We start from the raw sequence: 19,724 nt of genomic DNA on the forward strand, positions 1-19,724 counted from the left end.
ACAAGATTTTGAAGTTTTTTTTCACATCAATAAAAAAAGAAGCATAATTTAACAATTGCATCAAACTAATACAAAAAATCATTTGTCTCCCCGCAAAATAAAAATTACTTTTGCTTCAGTTTAACTTTTACATACAAAATGAAGCCTAACACACAACAATTAAGCGATTTAACTATCCAAGTAAGAAGAGATATTCTTCGTATGGTACATGCTGTCAACTCAGGACACCCAGGTGGTTCACTAGGTTGTACTGAATTTTTGGTAACACTATACCAAAATATTATGGACCGTAAAGAAGGTTTTGATATGGACGGAATTGGAGAAGACCTCTTTTTCCTTTCAAATGGTCATATTTCCCCAGTATTTTACAGCGTTTTAGCACGTAGCGGTTATTTTCCTGTTTCAGAACTTGCCACTTTCAGATTATTAAACTCACGTTTACAAGGACACCCAACAACTCACGAAGGATTACCTGGAGTTCGTATAGCCTCTGGTTCATTAGGACAAGGTTTATCTGTAGCTCTTGGAGCAGCTCAGGCAAAAAAATTAAATGGAGACAATCATTTGATCTATACTTTACACGGAGATGGTGAACTACAAGAAGGTCAAAACTGGGAAGCGATCATGTATGCTTCTGCTAAAAAAGTAGACAATCTTATTGCAACCATAGACGTTAACGGAAAACAAATTGACGGAACAACTGACGAAGTTTTACCAATGGGAAGCATTCGTGCTAAATTTGAAGCTTTTGACTGGGATGTTCTTGAAATTAAAGAAGGAAACAGTATCGATGCCATTCTTGCAGGTTTAACAGATGCTAAATCAAGAACAGGAAAAGGAAAACCAGTTTGTATTTTATTATATACTGAAATGGGTAACGGAGTAGACTTTATGATGCACACACATGCATGGCATGGTAAAGCGCCAAACAACGATCAGTTGACAAGTGCTTTGGCTCAAAACTATTCTGCAGATCAAATCGATTATTAAAAAAAGCTTTAAGCTTTAAGCAATAAGCTTTATGCCTATTGCCTACAGCCTACTGCGTACAGCAATAAAACAAAATGAAAAAATATACAAATACAGGAAGTAAAGATACTCGTTCGGGTTTTGGAGCGGGAATGACTGAATTAGGTCAAAAAAATGAAAAAGTAGTAGCACTTTGTGCTGATTTAATTGGATCATTAAAATTTGATGATTTCAAGAAAAATCACCCGGAGCGTTTTTTCCAAATTGGAATTGCAGAAGCTAACATGATTGGTATTGCTGCAGGTTTAACAATTGGAGGAAAAATTCCTTTTACAGGAACTTTCGCTAACTTCTCTACAGGAAGAGTTTACGATCAAATTCGTCAATCTGTTGCTTATTCAGATAAAAATGTAAAAATTTGCGCTTCTCACGCCGGTTTAACACTTGGTGAAGACGGAGCAACACACCAAATCTTAGAAGATATTGGATTAATGAAAATGTTGCCTGGAATGACAGTAATCAACACTTGTGATTACAACCAAACTAAAGCGGCTACTTTAGCATTGGCAGATCATCATGGTCCAGCTTATTTACGTTTCGGTCGTCCGGTTGTGCCTAACTTCATGCCTGCTGATGAGCCTTTCGTAATTGGAAAAGCAATTTTATTAAACGAAGGAACTGACGTAACAATTGTTGCAACAGGACACTTAGTTTGGGAAGCTCTTATCGCTGCTGAAGCTCTTGAAGCAAAAGGAATTTCTGCTGAAGTAATCAACATTCACACTATTAAACCACTTGACGAAGAAGCGATTCTAAAATCATTGGCAAAAACAAAATGTGTTGTAACTGCAGAAGAGCACAACATTCTTGGAGGTCTTGGAGAAAGCATTTCAAGAGTATTAGCTCTAAACACTCCTGCTCCACAAGAATTTGTAGCTGTAAACGATAGTTTTGGTGAATCTGGAACTCCAGAGCAATTAATGGAGAAATACAAACTAAACAATCAGGCTATTGTTGAAGCTGTAGAAAAAGTTATCAAAAGAAAATAATTTTTAGTTTTCTTACTTTATACAAAAAACCTCGAAAGTGATTTCGAGGTTTTTTTATGTCTTATTTTATTTCTATTATTTTATTTCTGTCGGTGAATTATTTCCCATACTGGCTCAAATTCTAATTCATCGAAATTTAAAGTATGCAAATCTTTTTCATAAATACTATTACTAAAAGTATCCTGAATTCCATTCATAAAAACCCATTTCCCTTCTTTTTTAGGCATTCCCCAACTTCTATGTTTTACAACCGTTGCTTTTGCATTTACTTTTTTCGAAAGTTCAGATAAAATAGATTTTGCATCAACATTCAAACTTTTTGCAATTGCAACTACTATAAAATAACCAAATTGAATATCTCGTGAATTATCAAAATCTCTTTGATTCGATATCGAAATAAAGACTTCAGGAGGCGATTGACGTTTTTCGCAAACTGCCCAAATTGGTGACCAAAGTTCAAAACTTTGAAAGTATTCTTCATTCCCATTTTCTACTGTCCATTTATCGTGCGATTTATCATTCCACTTTAATCTTCCCAATTTTATTTCAGTATGATAAATGAATTCTTTATTGTCTTTTTGAGACACTCTTTTTTCAGTTTTGTATTTATTTACACGAATTCCTGTCTCATTATTATTTTCAACCTGATTCAGTATTGCTTCAAAATAAGGTTTAAAATTGGAGTCCCAATTCGATTTCAGCCAAGGCGATTTGGATTCGTCTTCATTCCCAAATAATAAATAAAAGTCATACGTCCTATTCTTCCAATCTGAATCAGCATTAGTTAACCTATCATAAAAGTCACTTAATTTATTGATTAACTTCATAATTTGATTCTCTCTTATTATTTATAACAACATACCCCCTTTTTAATTTCAAGATAACTATTTTATAAAAAGGTTCTTCAAATTTGATAAAAAAAAATGATTTACAATCAGATGTATAAAAAATCAAAAACCTCCAAATCATAAGACTTGGAGGTTTCAAAAAAATATCTTTTAATCCTTTTTATTGCTTCTTAATAGGATATGTATTATCCAAGTGTATTCTTAATCTTGGCTCATCTGTATAATCCGCTTCTATATATTTTCTAGGATTAGATGCCGACTCTGCTGCTGCAGGATTAGTAAGTTCGCCTGTTGGTCTTCTTGGAATTCCTCTAGGCTCTGTTTCATCTGTATTTGGCGTAGCTGGATTATCCACAATTGGACTCCAAGGATAATAAGCACTTATTCCGTAATTAATTCCACCAACATTTCCAATTTGTCCTGTTGGTTTAGATATTTCATAGAAAGTTGTAAAACCATCTCCGTCATCATCAGCATCTAAAAAGTCAGGGATACCATCTTTGTCAGTATCATCCGGATTTACCGGAGCATTTGGATATAAAGTTGTATTTCTAAAATCTCTAACATAACGATCTCCATTTATATCTTCCTGATAATCAAAAACTCCATCAAAATCATGATCAAGTCTTTTATAATCATAAAACTTAACACTAAAAATTAAAGGAGAGTAAGAAGGAATCGAATTATTTCCGGCATAATAACCTAAACCTGAAGGAATAAATAAAACTGCAGACCCGAAATTTTCATATTTAATAGTCCCATCCGCCTGCGTAGTTGAAGTTCCTGTCTTCAACTCAGGAAAAGTTTCACCCCAACCAACGATCGCCGTATACAAGTCTACACTTGTTTGTGGAAACTTAACTTCTTCAAAAAAAGTAGTCTTCAAATAAGTAGGTGCTTTATCCGTTTTAGCAACACGACTTAAATATTCTCCTTTATATGCAGCTAAAACTCCATCAGTATTCATTGGTGATGTTCCTGTACCTTCTCTCAAAATCAAATAGTACATTTTATAAGTAACCCCATCTAAATCAACATTTTTTGCCAACAACTTTGGAAAAGTTTCACTATTCAAATAAGACATTATAGAAGGCTGTGTTGTAGGATCTGTAATACTATCTATAACAACATCCTGATCTTCAGGTGTACCGGCACTTTCTGTTACAGTAATATAATTTGTAGTTAAATATTCTTCAATATTAGCATTATCTGTATTAAATTGCTCCTGATAGTCTCTTAAAGGCTCAACAGGAGTATCATCGTCACCTTTGTTACAAGAAACTATTGCAATACCAGCGAGCAATAAAACAAAATAATATTTAAATTTATTCATTATTGTTAATTTTTTAGGTGCGCAAGATACAATATTGATTTATTTTTGTAAAGAATTTAACTTGGATTTTAGAAAAATTATGAGAATAGATAAATACCTATGGTGCGTTCGTTATTACAAAACCAGAAACATGGTTACTGAGGCTTGTAAAAAAAACCATATTACTGTAAATGGGCAGGTTGCCAAGCCATCTAAAGAAGTTTTTCCTACGGACAGAATTACCTTTAGAAAAGATCAAATTACACAAATTATTACTGTCTTGGATATTCCTGAAAGTCGTGTTGGGGCAAAACTTGTCGATATCTATCGAAAAAACGAAACTCCTGCAGAAGCATATGCACATTTAGAGTTATTAAAACTTTCTAAAGAGCACTATCGCAAAAGCGGAACAGGAAGACCAACCAAAAAAGACCGAAGAGATATTGACGAATACGGAAACGAGATTTTTGATGACGAAGATGAAAATTAAATTCCAATACCGAAGTGTCGGGATAAATCTCAAATTCCAAAATCGGAGCGTATCTAATTATTATATATAAATTCAAAAAAACTAAAAACAAACCCAAGCATTAAAAATTAGAATTTCCTTTCTTAAAAATTGGAATTTGGATTTTTTATATTGGAATTTAAATTAGTTATATTAGCAAAAAATAAAATCATGAGCAAAAATATCATCTTAACACATCAGGAAATCGAACATAAAATAAAACGTATTGCGTACCAAATTTACGAAACTTTTGTTGATGAAGAAGAAGTTGTTATTGCCGGAATCGCTTCTAACGGATCTATTTTTGCCGAAAAAATTGCTTTGGCGCTAAGCAACATCTCTACTCTTAAAATTTCACTTTGCGAAGTTAAGGTCGATAAACAAAATCCGCAACTACCAATACAAACCTCATTAAACGCATCAGAATACTCCAATAAAGGATTAGTATTGGTTGATGATGTATTAAATTCAGGCACTACTTTAATATACGCCGTTCGTCATTTTTTAGACGTTCCGCTTAAAAAATTCAAAACGGCAGTACTTGTAGACAGAAATCATAAAAAATACCCTGTGAAAGCAGATTTTAAAGGAATTTCACTTTCTACTTCTTTACTTGAACATGTTCAGGTAATTTTTGATGACAATGGCAATGATTATGCTTTCTTAAGCTAGAATTTCTAAAATATCTTCAACTGTTTCTTCGACTGTTTTATTATCAACCGCCACTTTATGCTGTGCATGGTTATAATAAAAGCTTCTGTCGAACAAATGTTTTGCGATGAATTCTTTCATTTCTTCCTCATTCATATTAGCAATCAACGGGCGCTTGCTTTTGTTATGAATTAATCTATTATATAAAGTCTCTATTGAAGCCTTTAAATAAATAGATGTAACATCGTCTTTTTTCAATAATTCGTGATTATTGGCATAGCAAGGCGTTCCTCCACCTAAACCTATTATACTATTTTCTGTAGATTGGAGCAATTCGACAAACATTTCGTGTTCTAATTTCCTAAAATAGATTTCTCCTTTTTGTTCGAAAATCTCATTTATTGATAAATTGGCTCTTTTTTCGATGCATTTATCCAAATCTAAAAATGGGATTTTGGTAATTTTTGAAAGATTTTGGGCAATTGTTGACTTTCCGCAGCCCATATATCCTAATAAGACGATTTTTTTCATTCTAATAAAACACTATAAATTAGGGGATTGTAAATTTTGTTTAAAAAAAGACAAATTTATAATAAAATTGCTTGCAAATAATAAAATAAACTCCTTATATTTGCACCCGCATTCAAGGAACATATGACTCGATAGCTCAGTTGGTAGAGCACATCACTTTTAATGATGGGGTCCTGGGTTCGAGCCCCAGTCGGGTCACAAAATTTGTGACTAACAAAATAAGTTTCTTGAAAGCAATGACTCGATAGCTCAGTCGGTAGAGCACATCACTTTTAATGATGGGGTCCTGGGTTCGAGCCCCAGTCGGGTCACAAAAGGTCGAGTAATTTATTACTTGACCTTTTTTCATTTTAGGCCACGTGGAGAAACGGTAGACTTGCCATCTTGAGGGGGTGGTGCTCGTAAGGGCGTGTGGGTTCAAATCCCACCGTGGTCACAAAAAAAGGTAAAATACATAAATGTGTTTTACCTTTTTTTATTTCTACAATTACAAAGACAGCATTAAAATAAACATCTTCATTCTTCATAATGTTTTTGCATATTCAATTTTGCATATAAAATCCGAGTATCTTTACCCGTGATTGCAATAAAGAATATATAGATGAATTAAGCTTTTCTACTTTTAGAACCTAAAAATTCTTTCCTGAAGTCATAAGTTATAATAAAAAATTTCGCAAATAAACAATAGCATTACTAATTTCAATTCCGTTTAGGTTTTTTATTAGTTTTCGCATTTAACTTTAATAGTTATAACATATGACATTGATATCCAAAGAAAAATTTTCTGAAGCTGCCGGTCTTTCTAAAATTCCTATACCGGGATTATCCTCTTATTTAATGAAGGTAATGAAAATTAACAATTTAAACACAATGGTTAAGGAAGCAGGGAATCTTGAAGGTGCAGATTTCGCTAATTATGCCTTAACGAAAATAGGCGTAAAAGTCAAGTATGATGCTGCCGAATTATTAAATATCCCAAGTGAAGGAGCCTTTATCGTAGTGGCTAATCACCCTTATGGAGGTATCGAATCATTAGCCTTATTAAGTACAATTGCGAAAATACGTCCTGACACCATGTATATGGGAAATTTTTTATTGAAGGAAATTCCAAATCTTGAAAAATGCATTATTGCGGTAAATCCATTTGAAAATGTACAAAATTCTGCCAGTATCACAGGATTAAAAATGACGTTCAAAGCTTTATCAGAAGGTATTCCTGTCGCGATATTTCCTGCCGGAGAAGTTTCATCATATGATTTTAAGACGAGTAAAATCACAGATCCGGAATGGCATCCTGTAGTAGGAAAAATTATCAGCAAAGCGAATGTGCCTATCTTACCTATATATTTTCATGGAAATAATGGTTTTTTCTTCAGTATGCTAAAATCAATTCACCCGATGTTGCAAACTTCAAAACTGATTTCAGAAATGTTTAACAAACAAGGACACGAACTAAAAATGACTATCGGGAAAGCCATTTTTTTATCAGGGACAAAAGACAAAGCTGCTGATCTTCTAATGTTACAAAATCTTAGAAGCAAGCTGTATGCTCTCAAAAATCAATTACATAATTAAGAGGTTCAAGTTTATTTAGCATTTATGACCAAACATTGAAAATCAAATACTTTTTTTTTTCAAACCTCTGCTAAGTCGCTTAAAAACTAAAAATCTATTAATAAAAGATTCGAATTTTGTGCAATAAAGGTCGAAATAAAAATAAAAAAGCCTGAGAATCTATATTCTCAGGCTTTTTGGTCAACAAAATTTTCGATATTTTAATTCCAAAAACCTAAAGACAATTTCTTTCCTTTATTCTGTCTTATCCAAACCTGCATCGGTTACTTCTACAGTATCAACAAGCAGATCTTGATAAAAGGTTACTTCATGTACATTGACAGGATCCCATCCTCCGTTTGAAATACGGTGTAATTCAATGTAGTAAATTCCTTCGAACAGATAAACATCACCTAATTGCTTGGTTTGATAATTTGTAAAACTATTGTCAGTTGTTGTAAACGGATAAATAATACTTGAAATATCTTTTATCACCAATTGAAATTTACCGGAAATACCTGCCAGTTCACATTGCCAGTGATAAATACCTGCCTCATTCACTTTCACTCTCCAAGATGCATAAGCAGCTGGATTTGTCCATCCGGCAATACTGTAATAAGGTGGATTTCCTATCCCAATACCACTTCCGTGCAATATGGCATTTTGTCCAGCAACAACAAGGGTTCTATCTGCATTTTGATTGATAATAGGAGTTTTATCAATGTAGGGATGAATTGAAATTTGACGCACATTTACTGGATCCCATCCTCCGCCCGAAATACGGTGCAGCTCGATGTTATAAATACCAACTGGTAAATTAATTGTTCCGATGGTTAAGACTTGATAGTTCTCAAAACCTCTTGTTGTAATTGTAAATGGATACGGTCCCTGATCTACTCCATTTACTTTTAGCACAAACTGTCCCGAATAGCCTGATACAACTGCATCTAAAATGAAATTTCCGGATTGGATAACTTCAACGTGCCATGTGGCAAAGTTAGCATCATTAATCCATGTCCCGAGTTCATAAAGCGGCGGATTTTGAATGCTTAATCCAGGAGCAACAGCATCGATTGGATTTAAATTGAGTGTCCCATCCTTGAATTGCTTAACAAAGGTGAAAAGAAGATCCACTATTCGTGACATTTCTAAGACAATGGTTGTACTGATATTATCCAGAGGAGCTGCAGGCACCGAAATAGTATACCCGGAAAATCCATCATTGGGAGTTATATCTAATGCTGTTTTGTGAATATCTGCAAGGAAATACGCTTTTACAACACTTCCATCAGGCAGATCAGGAACATTTAATTTTTCATTCAGAGGCCAATAATCAGCAAATACATGCAGGTATAGATATTGTGTTCCGTCTACAATTTTGCGAGTAGCCCGTCCCCAAAGTAATTGTGTAGTATAAGGACTGGATTGGGTTTTATCGATAGCCATTTTATTTATACTCATCCAGTAGGCAAATCCATTAAGTCTGTCGATTGCATCAGGCGGGAATGTCCCGTCTCCTTCCGGACCTACATTGAGAAGAAAATTACCTCCTTTACTAACAATATCAATTAACTTTTGAATTAAATCTTTTTGGGTTTTCCAACGTGTATCGTGAGCAGCATATCCCCAATTATCATTCATGGTCATACATGTTTCCCAATCTGTTCCATCTCCGTTTGGCGGCATAGTGGGAATATTTTGTTCAGGAGTTTTAAAGTCTGCGGTCAAACCATCATTCATTCGGTTATTGAATATCAAACGATCTGATCCGGGGATGTTTTTAATTGCTTTCATCATTCGGTAACGGAATTCGGGTGTGCTGGAGCCTCCCATATCCCACCAAATCAGGTCAATATTATAGTCATTAATCATAGTTTGAATATGAGGAACCACAATAGTATCAGTATATTGTGCCTTTTCCTGATAGGAAGCTTCATGATTTGGCGTTGTATTCTGAGGAATCCATCCCATTCCTCCAGGATTCATCCAGTCCAGACATTGAGAATAATAAAATCCAACCTTCAATCCTGCCGAATGAGCCTCTGTCACCAAGTCTTTTAAAACATCGGCTGAAATATTAGTGTCATCCTCAATATTATATCCAACGTGATGTGTGCGCATCAAAGCCAATCCTTCATGGTGTTTGGCGGTAATGACAATATATTTCATGCCGGCATCCTTTGCCATTCTTACCCATTCTGAAGCATTGAAGTTTTGTGCCGTAAAATTTTGCTGCCAGCGTGTTTTATATTCGTTTCTCGGAATCTGGGCTGCAAACATAATCCATTCGGCATATTGACCGGGTTTGTAAGGCTCACCTGTAGCAGGATCAATTTTAATAGTTCCGTCTGGATTAATCCATTCCGGGCGATAAGTTGAATAATAATCCTGCATCCAATAATCAGGTCCAACTCCCGAACCTGATTTTATTAAAGTTGGCCCTGTATAGTGTCCCGCCAGTCCAGAGTAGCCTCCCCAATGCAAAAACAAGCCAAAACCTGCTTCACGCCACCAGGTCATTCGTTGATCTTTATGTTCTTTTGTCTCAAGGGTCGTTACATAAAGAGTGTTACTCAACTTAGTCAAAATATCCAGATTGTCATCCCTGCCTCTTACCGCGAAGCAGTAAATATCAAATGAATTCAAATTATGTACAGTTATTGCGTTGACAGTAACATTTTGATAAAAAACACCTTCTTTAAATACATCGTATGAAGTTACTGCGGGAATTGCATCCCAAGATAAAGAAATAGAATTAGTCTTTACGTCGACTGCTTTTAAGTCTTTAGGATTGTTATTGTAGAAAGGATTAATATCAATCTCTGTATCGCTAAAAATTAAATCATCAATATAAACTATATCTCCAATTGCAGCATTAGCTGTATAATCAGGCTGAATACCAAACATAGTGATATTTTTTACTTTGTTTGACAATAAATCAAATATCGCTACTCCCCATTCGTTTTGTTTATCCAATGGACTTTGAGACAAGAATTCATTATTTCCTCCATCTGAAGCATTAATTCTGATCTGAGAATTCGGATTATTGCGATAATATTTCATGTACAAATACTTATACTCAGAAAGCGGTACATTTGGAGTACAGAAAAATCCTGCCCATATAACAGAATTTCCAATGCGTTCTAATTTCAGAACCTTATTACTTATGTTTGATCCTGTTTTGTCCGGATTATCTACCACCGTAACCCGCATATCGGCTACAGGATTAATTTTTATTTGATTTGTAAAGTTGATCTTTCCGTTTTCAAAATTATCAAATACAAGTGGTTCTCTAATTATTGGATGCGGATAAAAATCCGGCTTAAAACTCAGTTTACCTAATGCTGATTGAATTTCAGGAGCCGACATAAAATAATCCCATAACAGACCTGTACGGTAATTTTCGATCATACAAATAATCGGACCTTGGTCGATAGCCAAATAATAAGTATCAGTCCAATCGACGGTCTCATTAAAAGCATCTACAAATCCTGCTTTTTCGTTCCAGATCTTTGTTCCCAGCTTCTCATAAAAATATCTCAGGGCGGCTAATGATTCTTTAGGCGTATAAGGCATTGCCGAAAGAGCAGCTGTTGGAGCAATCACACCTTTATCATTTCCCGGCGAATGTGCAGTATAAGTTATATTTCCATCACAAGCAGTCAATCCCCAGGCTTTGTTCTCGCCATATCCTTTATAAACCAGCGGATTTTGTTCGCAATAAGCTCTGTTTATCAATGTATGAGCCTGATTTTGCTGGAAATAATTTACATCATTAATACTATCTCTCAAATTTTTCGGGTTAAATCCTAAAAATGAATAATGAGAAAAAAATAAAGGTCCGCCTTTTTCACTTCCGCTTCCAATAGGAAGGGTAATGTCATAAAATTTTTGATTCTTAGTATGATAAGTACCACCAGTTGACCAACCGTTTTTCCATAAACTGGGATCTATGGGATGAGTTGATGAAGCAACAGCCAAGATATAAGTAATCATACACTCGTTCCAACCGACGACTTGCAATGTGAGAGTATTTTGCAGCTCATTGTTACAATGCCAGTACAACTTGTTTGATCCAAATCGAAAATAATCCCAATCTACATTGTTCCAAAGTACATTGATCTTAACAACCAGACTCTGTTCTGTCAAAACTGGCTGGTTGAAATACTGGCGTGCCGTAATCAAACCCTGCATTAGAAAAGAGGTTTCTACCAGATCAGCTCCATTATCATTTTTACTAAACGGAATGGTTTCACCGGTACTTCCATTAATCCAATGGGCAAAAGCCCCTTTATAATTTGTTGCCGAGCTGGTTAAAAAATCAACAATTTTATCAATACGCTCGCGTCCTTGTTCTCTGGTAATAAATCCTCTCTCAATTCCTACCAAAATAGCCATCAATCCAAATCCAGAGCCACCTGAGGTAACGGTGGGTCCGGGTCCTCTCGAAACGGGAAGACGCTCATGTGCCATTCCTGAATTTGCATCTGCATGATCCCAAAAATATTTAAATGCATATTGCTGCGTTTTTGTAAGCAACTGTTCATCCGTAAGTGTTAAAGAGTTTTCCATAAGATTTAATGATTAAGTATAAATAATATTAAGTAAAGCTGTAGTATGCTATATGTCGCTTTTCAATAAATAAAATGGCTTATAGAGACCTGTTAACAAAAACAAGCGTAAGTATTTTTAAATTCAGTATTCCAAAAGTGCAATTGACACATCTATAGTTATTTACCTAACATTCTGTTATTTTAAATCACAATACAGGAATTTGCATTGACAAATAAAATCCGTAGGTAATAAGATTAGGTTTTTATAAATGTTTGAAAGAATATTTCTAACGGTTTTCTATTCGGTATAAATCAAGAAATTACTGCTAGAAAAAGTGCTTTAACAGAGGCTCATTTATCTATTAAAAACGCATCGTAGATGTTTTTTCTTGCTTTTAAAGGCTTAAAAATGTAATAAATATAGTACGAATATATTAATTATTATTTACAATTACACCATGAAAAAATACTTTTAAAACTCATTTATGATGATATTATCATAATAAAGCACAGATAATTAGAGCTTTAAAAAAATAAAAAAGCCTGAGAATATAAATTCTCAGGCTTTTTTATGATTCGAAAATCTTATCGAAGATTTTTACTTTACAAACTCAACAATATTTACTTTTTAATAAACTTTCCGGTTTGATTTTCAACCTTGTAAATGTAAATACCGGATGATAAAGACGAAACGTCTAAACTTATTTTATTAGAATCACTATTATTTCTTTGACTCATTACTTCTTTTCCGGTAGCAGAGAAAATTTTAATATCGGCGTTTTTATTTACTTGTTCTGGAATTGTAATATTGATAATAGAATCAGTAGGGTTTGGAAAAGGACTTAATTTAGCTAAAAGATTAAATTGATCTGTCGACAATGTACCGTTCAAAGCATAAACATCGATAATGTTGCCGTCATTTTTAGATGTAACAAGTTTAAAATCTCCACCGTTAGTTTTAATGATATTTGCCCGGTTTCGATCTCCTAAATTATTAATAACATCTCCATTTTCATTCAATAAATACATTTGATTTGGTGATCCCGAAATCATAACTATAAATTCGATTAGTGCGTCATTATTAAACAATTTGTCACTGGGTGCATATATACTTATATAACCGCTTGCCGGGATTGGCAATGATACTGATTTGTATAACGAATGATTTTCATTATATAGCTTGATTGAATTATCACCCGAACTAAAGTAATAATAATAGGTAGCACTTTCGGTATTGAAAGAAAACGAATAATTAGAATATAGTACCGAATTTGACAGACTATTATCATATGAATGCTCAAGAGAAATTTGGCCTTGTAATTTTACAAATCCTAAAAGTATTGCAATAAGTAATGTTTTTTTCATTTAATTGTTTTAAAGGTTATTATTATTTTTTTGCTTTATTATTTGCACAATGCAGTCTATTTAAAAAACCTTCTTTGGTTTTTCCACTTCGTAAATATATTCGATTTAGTTTACAAACTTATTTTTCATACAAAAATATATCTGCTATTAATTGTTTTTTAAACTGGCAAATACATACTCAATTATTTCATCATTTCCTCACTTTTTTTTTACAAGAAATCACTTTACAAAATAAAACTTTTGCTAAATTCGTCTCGAAATTAATCAACCATTAACCTAACCCCAAATTAGTTTATGAAACACCTACTACTCGTATCATTTATGATGATTACCAGCCTTACATGGGCACAATCTGCAACTGCTTATTTTGACAAGGCGATGAAAAAAGCCGAAGCCGGCAATACAAAAGGTGCTATCGCGGATTACACCAAAGCCATCAGCATGAATTCGCATTTTGTAGAAGCTTACGCAAACAGAGGCGTGGCAAAATACAAATTAAATGACTTGCAAGGCGCTCTTGCTGATTTTACTAAAGCAATAGAGTTAGACACAATGAATTCTGACGCCTTTACAGGAAGAGCAAACGTACAGTACAAATTATTAAATTACGACGCTGCAGTCGAAGATTGCTCTTATTGTTTAATGATGAATCCTAAAGATTATGTTGCCTTAAATCTTAGAGGACTTTGTTACAATAAAATGGGAGAAAAAAAGAAATCATGTAAAGATTTCTCTAAAGCAATCGAATTAGGAAGCCAAAGCGCCATCAAAAACAGGGCAACTTTCTGCAAATAAAATTGAATAAACAAAAACACAAAGCAATCTGTAAAATCATTTTTTTTCAGGTTGCTTTTTCTGTTAATTACCTACCAACTCTGTACAAAAGATATTACTACATTTGTTCGATAAATTAATTTTCAATGGCACTTCTTAAAATACTAAACAATAAAGCCAAGACAGACGAAAATTCTGGTTTTGGAACCAATGCAAACAGTTACGGAGGAAGATTTGTAAACAAAAACGGAACTGCCAATATTGAAAAAAGAGGCATGAATTTACTGCGTCGAATTAGTTGGTATCACACCATGATCGACATGCCAAACTGGAAATTCATGTTTATCCTATTTTCCTTTTATATTGTAATCAATTTTATTTTTGCTATTTTATACTATGCAATCGGCATAGAACATCTTGACGGAATTGCGCAATCGCAAAGTGTTTTAACTCAATTTGGTCAGGCCTATTTTTTTAGTGCACAAACTTTTACCACCGTTGGTTACGGACATATTAGTCCAACCGGTTTTTTGACCAGCGCTTTATCAGCTGCCGAAGCTTTAATAGGTCTATTGAGTTTTGCCATTGCGACAGGATTATTTTTTGGAAGATTCAGTAAACCAACCGCTTTTTTAAAATTTTCACACAACGCATTAATTTCTCCTTATAAAGAACAAAAAGCATTAATGATTCGGGTTGTTCCTTTTAAGAACACCAATTTTACAGATGCAAAAGCAAAAATCACGTTAGGAATGAGCGTAGAAGAAAATGGCGCCAGAACCAATAAATTCTATACTCTTGATCTCGAATTAGACCGTATAAATGCGCTTTCATTAAGCTGGACATTGGTACATGCCATAACAGAAGAAAGTCCGTTGTATAATTTTACAGAAGATGATTTCAAAAAGACTCACGGTGAAATTCTGGTCTTTATTACCACTTTTGATGATATGTTTAGTAATACAGTTGCAGCACGAACATCTTATACATTTAATGAGATTATTTATGGCGCAAAATTCGAAACAATGTACAACAGAAGCAAAGATGGTACTAAAACGATTTTGTATCTTGACAAATTAAATCAGTATCATACTACAAAGTTCTTATAAATCATCATTTTAATCAAGTTTTAAAGGTAATGTCAGATTTTGTTTTATTTTTGTTCACCCAATTAATCTACAATGATAAACAACATAAAGACTGTTTTCAGCATAAAGGATCTGGAAAACCTATCAGGAATAAAAGCACATACAATTCGTATCTGGGAGAAAAGATACAATATTCTTGAACCCATGAGAACGGATACTAATATTCGTCTTTATAATTTACACAGCCTACAAAAACTTTTAAATATAACCTTACTGCACGACTACGGTTATAAAATTTCTAAAATATCAACTTTCCCCGAAGAAAAAATCCCACAATTAGTTCGTGAGATTATATCAAAGAAAAATGCTCAAAACTACGCCATTACTTCTTTTAAAATGGCAATGATGAATTTTGATCAGGAAATTTTCTTCAATACATTCGACTGGCTTATTTCCGAAAAATCGTTTAAGGAAGTTTTCAAAGAACATTTTCTTCCCTTATTAAAAGAACTGGGATTATTATGGCAATCTGAAACGATAACTCCGGCAAACGAGCATTTCATGAGTTATTTAATCAAACAAAAGATTTTAATTTACACAGAAAGTCTTCAAATACTTAAACCAACCAAAACCGACAGAATTTTTGTTCTTTCACTCCCTTTAAACGAAATTCACCAAATTGGATTATTGTATCTGCAATATGAAATTTTATCTAAAGGATACAAAACCATTTATTTAGGTGAAAGCATGCCAATCGAAAATCTTCAGGATCTTACCAAACATTTTGAAAACATCACGTTTGTTTCTTTTATGACTATTCAGCCTGATCGCAATGTTATCAATCAGTATGTAAAAACGATGGGGCAAAAATTACTTCAGAAAACCAATGAAATATGGCTTATGGGTAAAATGACTGAACATATAGACAAAAATCTACCGGACAGAATCAGAATTTTTGACTCGATGGAAGAAACAATAGAATCGATTTAATGTTTTGTTTAAAGTTTTTGTATATTTGTTAAACAAATGACAAAAACAATCGCAATAATAGGATCAGGCTTCTCTGCATTAGCCGCTTCGTGTTACCTGGCTCAACAAGGAAACAAAGTCACTATTTACGAAAAAAACGACACAATAGGCGGTCGCGCAAGGCAATTTAAAAAAGACGGCTTTACCTTCGACATGGGGCCAAGCTGGTATTGGATGCCCGATGTATTTGAACGTTTCTTTCATGACTTTAACAAAAAAACCTCTGATTATTACGAACTAATAAAACTAAATCCTGCTTATAGGGTTTATTTCGGGATAAATGACTTCATTAATATTTATGATAATTTAGAAGAAATAAAATCCACTTTTGAGAATATCGAAAAAGGAAGCGGCGCAAAACTTGAAGTTTTTATTAGTCATGCAAAAAGCAATTATGATATTGCTATTAAAGAATTGGTTTATCGTCCCGGAGTTTCACCATTAGAATTAATTACGCCACAAACCATTCTAAAACTCAATCAATTTTTTAGCACTGTCAGCAACGACATTAGAAAAGAGTTCAAAAACGAAAGATTAGTTCAGATTCTTGAATTTCCCGTTCTATTTCTCGGAGCCAAGCCATCTAAAACACCTTCGTTTTATAATTTTATGAATTATGCCGATTTTGGTTTAGGAACCTGGCATCCAAAAACCGGAATGTTTGATGTAATACGGGGAATAGAAAAATTAGCTCTCGAATTGGGAGTTACTATCGAAACCAATTCAGCAATCGAGAAAATAATAATCGAAAATAAAACCGCAACAGGAATTGTAACTAATGGCAAAATCATTAATGCAGATATTATTTTAAGTGGAGCAGATTATCACCATACCGAAACTTTATTAGACGAAACATTCAGAACTTATTCGGATAAGTATTGGGAAAGCCGTGTTTTTGCACCTTCTTCCCTACTCTTTTTTGTTGGTTTTAATAAAAAAATAGAAAACGTTACCCATCATGCTTTATTTTTTGATGTAGATTTTAATCAGCACGCGGCCGATATTTACGATCATCCAAAATGGCCTGATGCTCCTTTATTTTATGCCAATTTTCCATCAAAAACAGATAAAACAGCAGCACCGGAAGGAATGGAAAGTGGATTTTTCCTTATTCCGTTAGCACCCGGAATAAACGATAGCGAAGAACTTCGGGATGAGTATTTTGAAAAGATAATCACTCGTTTTGAGCAACTTACACAACAAGACGTTAAAAATAATATTATATTTAAGAAGTCATTCTGTAAAAATGATTTTGTGACAGATTATAATGCATACAAAGGAAATGCATACGGAATGGCCAATACATTATTGCAAACCGCTTTTTTAAGACCAAAACTAAAAAGTAAAAAAGTACGTAACTTATATTTCACGGGACAGTTAACTGTTCCCGGACCAGGTGTTCCGCCAGCTTTAATTTCAGGAAAATTGGTTGCCGAATTAATTCAAAAATCTATTAGACCGTAAAAAGATGAAATCACTATTTGATACAGTTTCTTTTAAATGTAGTAAGTTGGTAACCAAAAACTACAGCACATCCTTCTCGCTGGCGGTAAATATGTTATCTCCAAGCATTAGAGATGGTATTCACAGTATTTATGGATTTGTTCGTTTTGCAGACGAAATTGTCGATTCATTTCATGATTACGACAAAGAAAACCTTATAAACGATTTTGAAAAAGAATATTACAAAGCCATTGAGAACGGAATTAGTTTAAACCCAATTCTAAACTCCTTTCAACATACTGTAAAACAATATAATATTACTGATGATCTTGTTCAGGCATTTTTAAAAAGCATGAAACTCGATCTCATTAAATCAAATTACGACACACAAACAGAATATGAAGATTACATCTATGGTTCTGCCGATGTTGTGGGTCTAATGTGCCTGAAAGTTTTTGTAAAAGGAAACAATCAAAAATATGAACAGCTCAAACACGAAGCAATGAGACTGGGTTCTGCTTTTCAGAAAGTAAATTTTCTTCGGGATCTAAAAGATGATAATTTGGTTTTAAACCGAAATTATTTTCCGGGCGTTGATTTAAAATCTTTTGATGAAAATGCAAAAACTGCCATCATCAAAGAAATTGAAGAAGATTTCAGAATTGCTTATCAGGGAATTGTAAAATTGCCTATCGAAGCAAAGTTTGGAGTTTATACAGCTTATGTTTATTACAAAAAGCTCCTCAAAAAACTTAAAAATACACCTTATTATGAAATTGGAAATTCAAGAATAAGAGTTTCAAATTATACAAAAGCCGGGCTTTTAGCGCAATCTTTTGTAACTTACAAATTAAAATTGGTCTAGTTTTTTACATCAAAACAATTCAACAAATACAAAATGATTTCTTTTTTAATCTTTTTAGGTGTTTTTTTATTCATGGAATGCATTACCTGGCTTACGCATAAGTACATTATGCACGGTCTAATGTGGTATTTCCATGCAGATCATCATCAGCCCAAATATGAAAATACTTTTGAGCGCAATGATATTTTCTTTGTCATTTTTGCTATTCCAAGTATAACTCTTTTTTATTTTGGAGTTCAGGGCGGATTCAACTATTTATTTTTTATCGCCTGTGGTGTTACACTTTACGGAATATGCTATTTTTTAATTCACGATGTTTTGATTCATCAGCGTTTTAAGTGGTTTAAAAACACCAAAAACAAATACCTCATCGGTTTACGAAAAGCACATAAAATTCACCACAAACATCTGGGAAAAGAACACGGAGAATGTTTCGGAATGCTCTTTGTGCCTTTCAAATATTATAAGATGTAGTATAATTTGGGCGTTCCCCAAGGGTCGGGCTTTACGTTCCCGCTTTTTTTTGTTCGGCAAAGCCTCTCAAAAAAAGAGCTCCACTACAATCCCTAACGCAACTGTGTTTTCAAAAACAATTCGTAATAATTAATTTTCATGAAAGTATATAAATTAGAAACCGTTCAGCATTTAAACGCCACAATTGAAGAATGTTGGGACTTTTTCTCAAGTCCAAAAAATCTTCAAACCATAACGCCTAAGGACATGACTTTTGAAATTCAGGATTATGACGGCAAACGCATGTATCCCGGACAAGTTATCACCTATACGCTAAAACCTCTTCTCGGCATCAAAATTAACTGGATGACGATCATTACAGTTTCAGAAGAAAACAAATACTTTGTTGACGAACAGCGTTTTGGCCCGTATGCATTATGGCATCACAAACATTTTTTTGAAGCAACCGAAACCGGCACAAAAATGACAGATATAGTTCATTATGCATTGCCTTTAGGATTTCTGGGCCGCATCATGAATACTTTGGTAGTTAAAAACAAACTGAAAAACATCTTTGATTATCGTCGCACTATAATCGATGGATTATTCAAAGCTAAAACATAAATTATTTTTTTGCCACAGATTTTACGATTTGAAAGATTATATCTAAAATTAGCCACGAATTCACGAATTAAAATAACTGAAAAATTCGTGAATTCGTGGCAAAAAAAA

The 19,724-nt window shown here is 33.7% G+C and carries 17 protein-coding genes and 3 tRNA genes; 15 read left to right on the top strand and 5 right to left on the bottom strand.

Translation table 11 applies throughout. From position 1 onward, the window contains the following. Window positions 1-138: 138 nt before the first annotated feature. Together AC4FQ3_RS21840 and AC4FQ3_RS21845 are read left to right on the top strand one after the other, a co-directional pair. Complete coding sequence (locus AC4FQ3_RS21840; RefSeq protein ID WP_042567352.1) at window positions 139-990, top strand: transketolase; 852 nt, start codon at window positions 139-141, stop codon at window positions 988-990. A 74-nt stretch (window positions 991-1,064) separates the two neighbouring features. Further along, window positions 1,065-2,018, top strand: coding sequence for a transketolase family protein (locus AC4FQ3_RS21845; protein WP_073396641.1), 954 nt, complete (start codon window positions 1,065-1,067; stop codon window positions 2,016-2,018). Window positions 2,019-2,098: 80 nt separating this feature from the next. Here the strand turns inward: AC4FQ3_RS21845 and AC4FQ3_RS21850 are convergent, their stop codons facing one another. Beyond that, on the bottom strand, window positions 2,099-2,845 hold the full coding sequence (locus tag AC4FQ3_RS21850) for a hypothetical protein (RefSeq protein ID WP_491183278.1): 747 nt from the start codon (window positions 2,843-2,845) through the stop codon (window positions 2,099-2,101). Window positions 2,846-3,026: 181 nt separating this feature from the next. Then, the gene (gene bamM, locus AC4FQ3_RS21855; RefSeq protein WP_491183279.1) at window positions 3,027-4,199 is read right to left on the bottom strand and encodes a BamM family beta-barrel-assembly machinery protein; all 1,173 of its coding nucleotides are present in this window, start codon (window positions 4,197-4,199) and stop codon (window positions 3,027-3,029) included. 79 nt (window positions 4,200-4,278) lie between these two features. Between bamM and AC4FQ3_RS21860 the strand changes: the two genes are divergently transcribed. Continuing rightward, window positions 4,279-4,668, top strand: coding sequence for an RNA-binding S4 domain-containing protein (locus AC4FQ3_RS21860; protein ID WP_042567348.1), 390 nt, complete (start codon window positions 4,279-4,281; stop codon window positions 4,666-4,668). A 189-nt stretch (window positions 4,669-4,857) separates the two neighbouring features. Further along, window positions 4,858-5,358, top strand: a complete 501-nt coding sequence (locus tag AC4FQ3_RS21865; protein ID WP_073396779.1) for a phosphoribosyltransferase domain-containing protein — start codon at window positions 4,858-4,860, stop codon at window positions 5,356-5,358. Here the strand turns inward: AC4FQ3_RS21865 and AC4FQ3_RS21870 are convergent. Continuing rightward, complete coding sequence (locus AC4FQ3_RS21870) at window positions 5,350-5,868, bottom strand: shikimate kinase (protein WP_463460001.1); 519 nt, start codon at window positions 5,866-5,868, stop codon at window positions 5,350-5,352. The two genes, AC4FQ3_RS21865 and AC4FQ3_RS21870, sit on opposite strands and share 9 nt — an antisense overlap. Window positions 5,869-5,993: 125 nt before the next feature. Between AC4FQ3_RS21870 and AC4FQ3_RS21875 the strand changes: the two genes are divergently transcribed. The 4 genes from AC4FQ3_RS21875 to AC4FQ3_RS21890 all read left to right on the top strand — a co-directional run bounded on the left by AC4FQ3_RS21875 (window position 5,994) and on the right by AC4FQ3_RS21890 (window position 7,443). After that, window positions 5,994-6,066: transfer RNA gene (locus AC4FQ3_RS21875), tRNA-Lys, on the top strand. A gap of 40 nt (window positions 6,067-6,106) precedes the next feature. Then, window positions 6,107-6,179 (top strand) — tRNA-Lys (locus tag AC4FQ3_RS21880). Window positions 6,180-6,221: 42 nt separating this feature from the next. Then, window positions 6,222-6,304, top strand: a tRNA-Leu gene (locus tag AC4FQ3_RS21885). 320 nt (window positions 6,305-6,624) lie between these two features. After that, window positions 6,625-7,443 (top strand): lysophospholipid acyltransferase family protein, encoded by an 819-nt coding sequence (locus AC4FQ3_RS21890; protein ID WP_042567380.1) that lies wholly within the window; start codon window positions 6,625-6,627, stop codon window positions 7,441-7,443. A gap of 234 nt (window positions 7,444-7,677) precedes the next feature. On the opposite strand, the gene AC4FQ3_RS21895 is transcribed toward AC4FQ3_RS21890, so the two are convergent. Beyond that, window positions 7,678-11,994, bottom strand: coding sequence for an alpha-L-fucosidase (locus tag AC4FQ3_RS21895; RefSeq protein WP_491183280.1), 4,317 nt, complete (start codon window positions 11,992-11,994; stop codon window positions 7,678-7,680). A 602-nt stretch (window positions 11,995-12,596) separates the two neighbouring features. Beyond that, the gene (locus AC4FQ3_RS21900; protein WP_491183281.1) at window positions 12,597-13,340 is read right to left on the bottom strand and encodes a T9SS type A sorting domain-containing protein; all 744 of its coding nucleotides are present in this window, start codon (window positions 13,338-13,340) and stop codon (window positions 12,597-12,599) included. 294 nt (window positions 13,341-13,634) lie between these two features. On the opposite strand from AC4FQ3_RS21900, the gene AC4FQ3_RS21905 reads away from it, so the two are divergent. From AC4FQ3_RS21905 to AC4FQ3_RS21935, 7 genes are all read left to right on the top strand, one after another. Continuing rightward, window positions 13,635-14,135 (top strand): tetratricopeptide repeat protein, encoded by a 501-nt coding sequence (locus tag AC4FQ3_RS21905; RefSeq protein WP_242607255.1) that lies wholly within the window; start codon window positions 13,635-13,637, stop codon window positions 14,133-14,135. 125 nt (window positions 14,136-14,260) lie between these two features. Beyond that, window positions 14,261-15,223 carry an ion channel gene (locus tag AC4FQ3_RS21910; protein WP_042567345.1) on the top strand — a complete coding sequence of 321 codons (963 nt, stop codon included), beginning with the start codon at window positions 14,261-14,263 and terminating at the stop codon, window positions 15,221-15,223. A gap of 72 nt (window positions 15,224-15,295) precedes the next feature. Next, entirely contained in the window at window positions 15,296-16,192 is an 897-nt protein-coding gene (locus AC4FQ3_RS21915; protein ID WP_491183282.1) for a MerR family transcriptional regulator, read from the top strand. A gap of 36 nt (window positions 16,193-16,228) precedes the next feature. After that, window positions 16,229-17,695, top strand: coding sequence for a bifunctional phytoene desaturase/3,4-desaturase (gene crtID / locus AC4FQ3_RS21920; protein WP_491183283.1), 1,467 nt, complete (start codon window positions 16,229-16,231; stop codon window positions 17,693-17,695). Window positions 17,696-17,699: 4 nt separating this feature from the next. Continuing rightward, the gene (locus AC4FQ3_RS21925) at window positions 17,700-18,539 is read left to right on the top strand and encodes a phytoene/squalene synthase family protein (RefSeq protein ID WP_073396613.1); all 840 of its coding nucleotides are present in this window, start codon (window positions 17,700-17,702) and stop codon (window positions 18,537-18,539) included. Window positions 18,540-18,572: 33 nt separating this feature from the next. Next, a complete protein-coding gene (locus AC4FQ3_RS21930) occupies window positions 18,573-19,013 on the top strand; it encodes a sterol desaturase family protein (protein WP_042567341.1) in 441 nt (146 codons plus the stop codon). Window positions 19,014-19,151: 138 nt separating this feature from the next. Continuing rightward, on the top strand, window positions 19,152-19,616 hold the full coding sequence (locus tag AC4FQ3_RS21935; RefSeq protein WP_491183284.1) for an SRPBCC family protein: 465 nt from the start codon (window positions 19,152-19,154) through the stop codon (window positions 19,614-19,616). The last annotated feature ends 108 nt before the right edge of the window (window positions 19,617-19,724 follow it).

Source organism: Flavobacterium sp. AK-345 (assembly GCF_058310175.1).

Excerpts from the sequence above, each read along its gene's own strand:
- AC4FQ3_RS21840 (WP_042567352.1), top strand. The coding sequence starts at position 139 with ATGAAGCCTAACACACAACAATTAAGCGATTTAACTATCCAAGTAAGA.
- AC4FQ3_RS21845 (WP_073396641.1), top strand. The coding sequence starts at position 1,065 with ATGAAAAAATATACAAATACAGGAAGTAAAGATACTCGTTCGGGTTTT.
- AC4FQ3_RS21850 (WP_491183278.1), bottom strand. The coding sequence starts at position 2,845 with ATGAAGTTAATCAATAAATTAAGTGACTTTTATGATAGGTTAACTAAT.
- bamM (WP_491183279.1), bottom strand. The coding sequence starts at position 4,199 with ATGAATAAATTTAAATATTATTTTGTTTTATTGCTCGCTGGTATTGCA.
- AC4FQ3_RS21860 (WP_042567348.1), top strand. The coding sequence starts at position 4,279 with ATGAGAATAGATAAATACCTATGGTGCGTTCGTTATTACAAAACCAGA.
- AC4FQ3_RS21865 (WP_073396779.1), top strand. The coding sequence starts at position 4,858 with ATGAGCAAAAATATCATCTTAACACATCAGGAAATCGAACATAAAATA.
- AC4FQ3_RS21870 (WP_463460001.1), bottom strand. The coding sequence starts at position 5,868 with ATGAAAAAAATCGTCTTATTAGGATATATGGGCTGCGGAAAGTCAACA.
- AC4FQ3_RS21890 (WP_042567380.1), top strand. The coding sequence starts at position 6,625 with ATGACATTGATATCCAAAGAAAAATTTTCTGAAGCTGCCGGTCTTTCT.
- AC4FQ3_RS21895 (WP_491183280.1), bottom strand. The coding sequence starts at position 11,994 with ATGGAAAACTCTTTAACACTTACGGATGAACAGTTGCTTACAAAAACG.
- AC4FQ3_RS21900 (WP_491183281.1), bottom strand. The coding sequence starts at position 13,340 with ATGAAAAAAACATTACTTATTGCAATACTTTTAGGATTTGTAAAATTA.
- AC4FQ3_RS21905 (WP_242607255.1), top strand. The coding sequence starts at position 13,635 with ATGAAACACCTACTACTCGTATCATTTATGATGATTACCAGCCTTACA.
- AC4FQ3_RS21910 (WP_042567345.1), top strand. The coding sequence starts at position 14,261 with ATGGCACTTCTTAAAATACTAAACAATAAAGCCAAGACAGACGAAAAT.
- AC4FQ3_RS21915 (WP_491183282.1), top strand. The coding sequence starts at position 15,296 with ATGATAAACAACATAAAGACTGTTTTCAGCATAAAGGATCTGGAAAAC.
- crtID (WP_491183283.1), top strand. The coding sequence starts at position 16,229 with ATGACAAAAACAATCGCAATAATAGGATCAGGCTTCTCTGCATTAGCC.
- AC4FQ3_RS21925 (WP_073396613.1), top strand. The coding sequence starts at position 17,700 with ATGAAATCACTATTTGATACAGTTTCTTTTAAATGTAGTAAGTTGGTA.
- AC4FQ3_RS21930 (WP_042567341.1), top strand. The coding sequence starts at position 18,573 with ATGATTTCTTTTTTAATCTTTTTAGGTGTTTTTTTATTCATGGAATGC.
- AC4FQ3_RS21935 (WP_491183284.1), top strand. The coding sequence starts at position 19,152 with ATGAAAGTATATAAATTAGAAACCGTTCAGCATTTAAACGCCACAATT.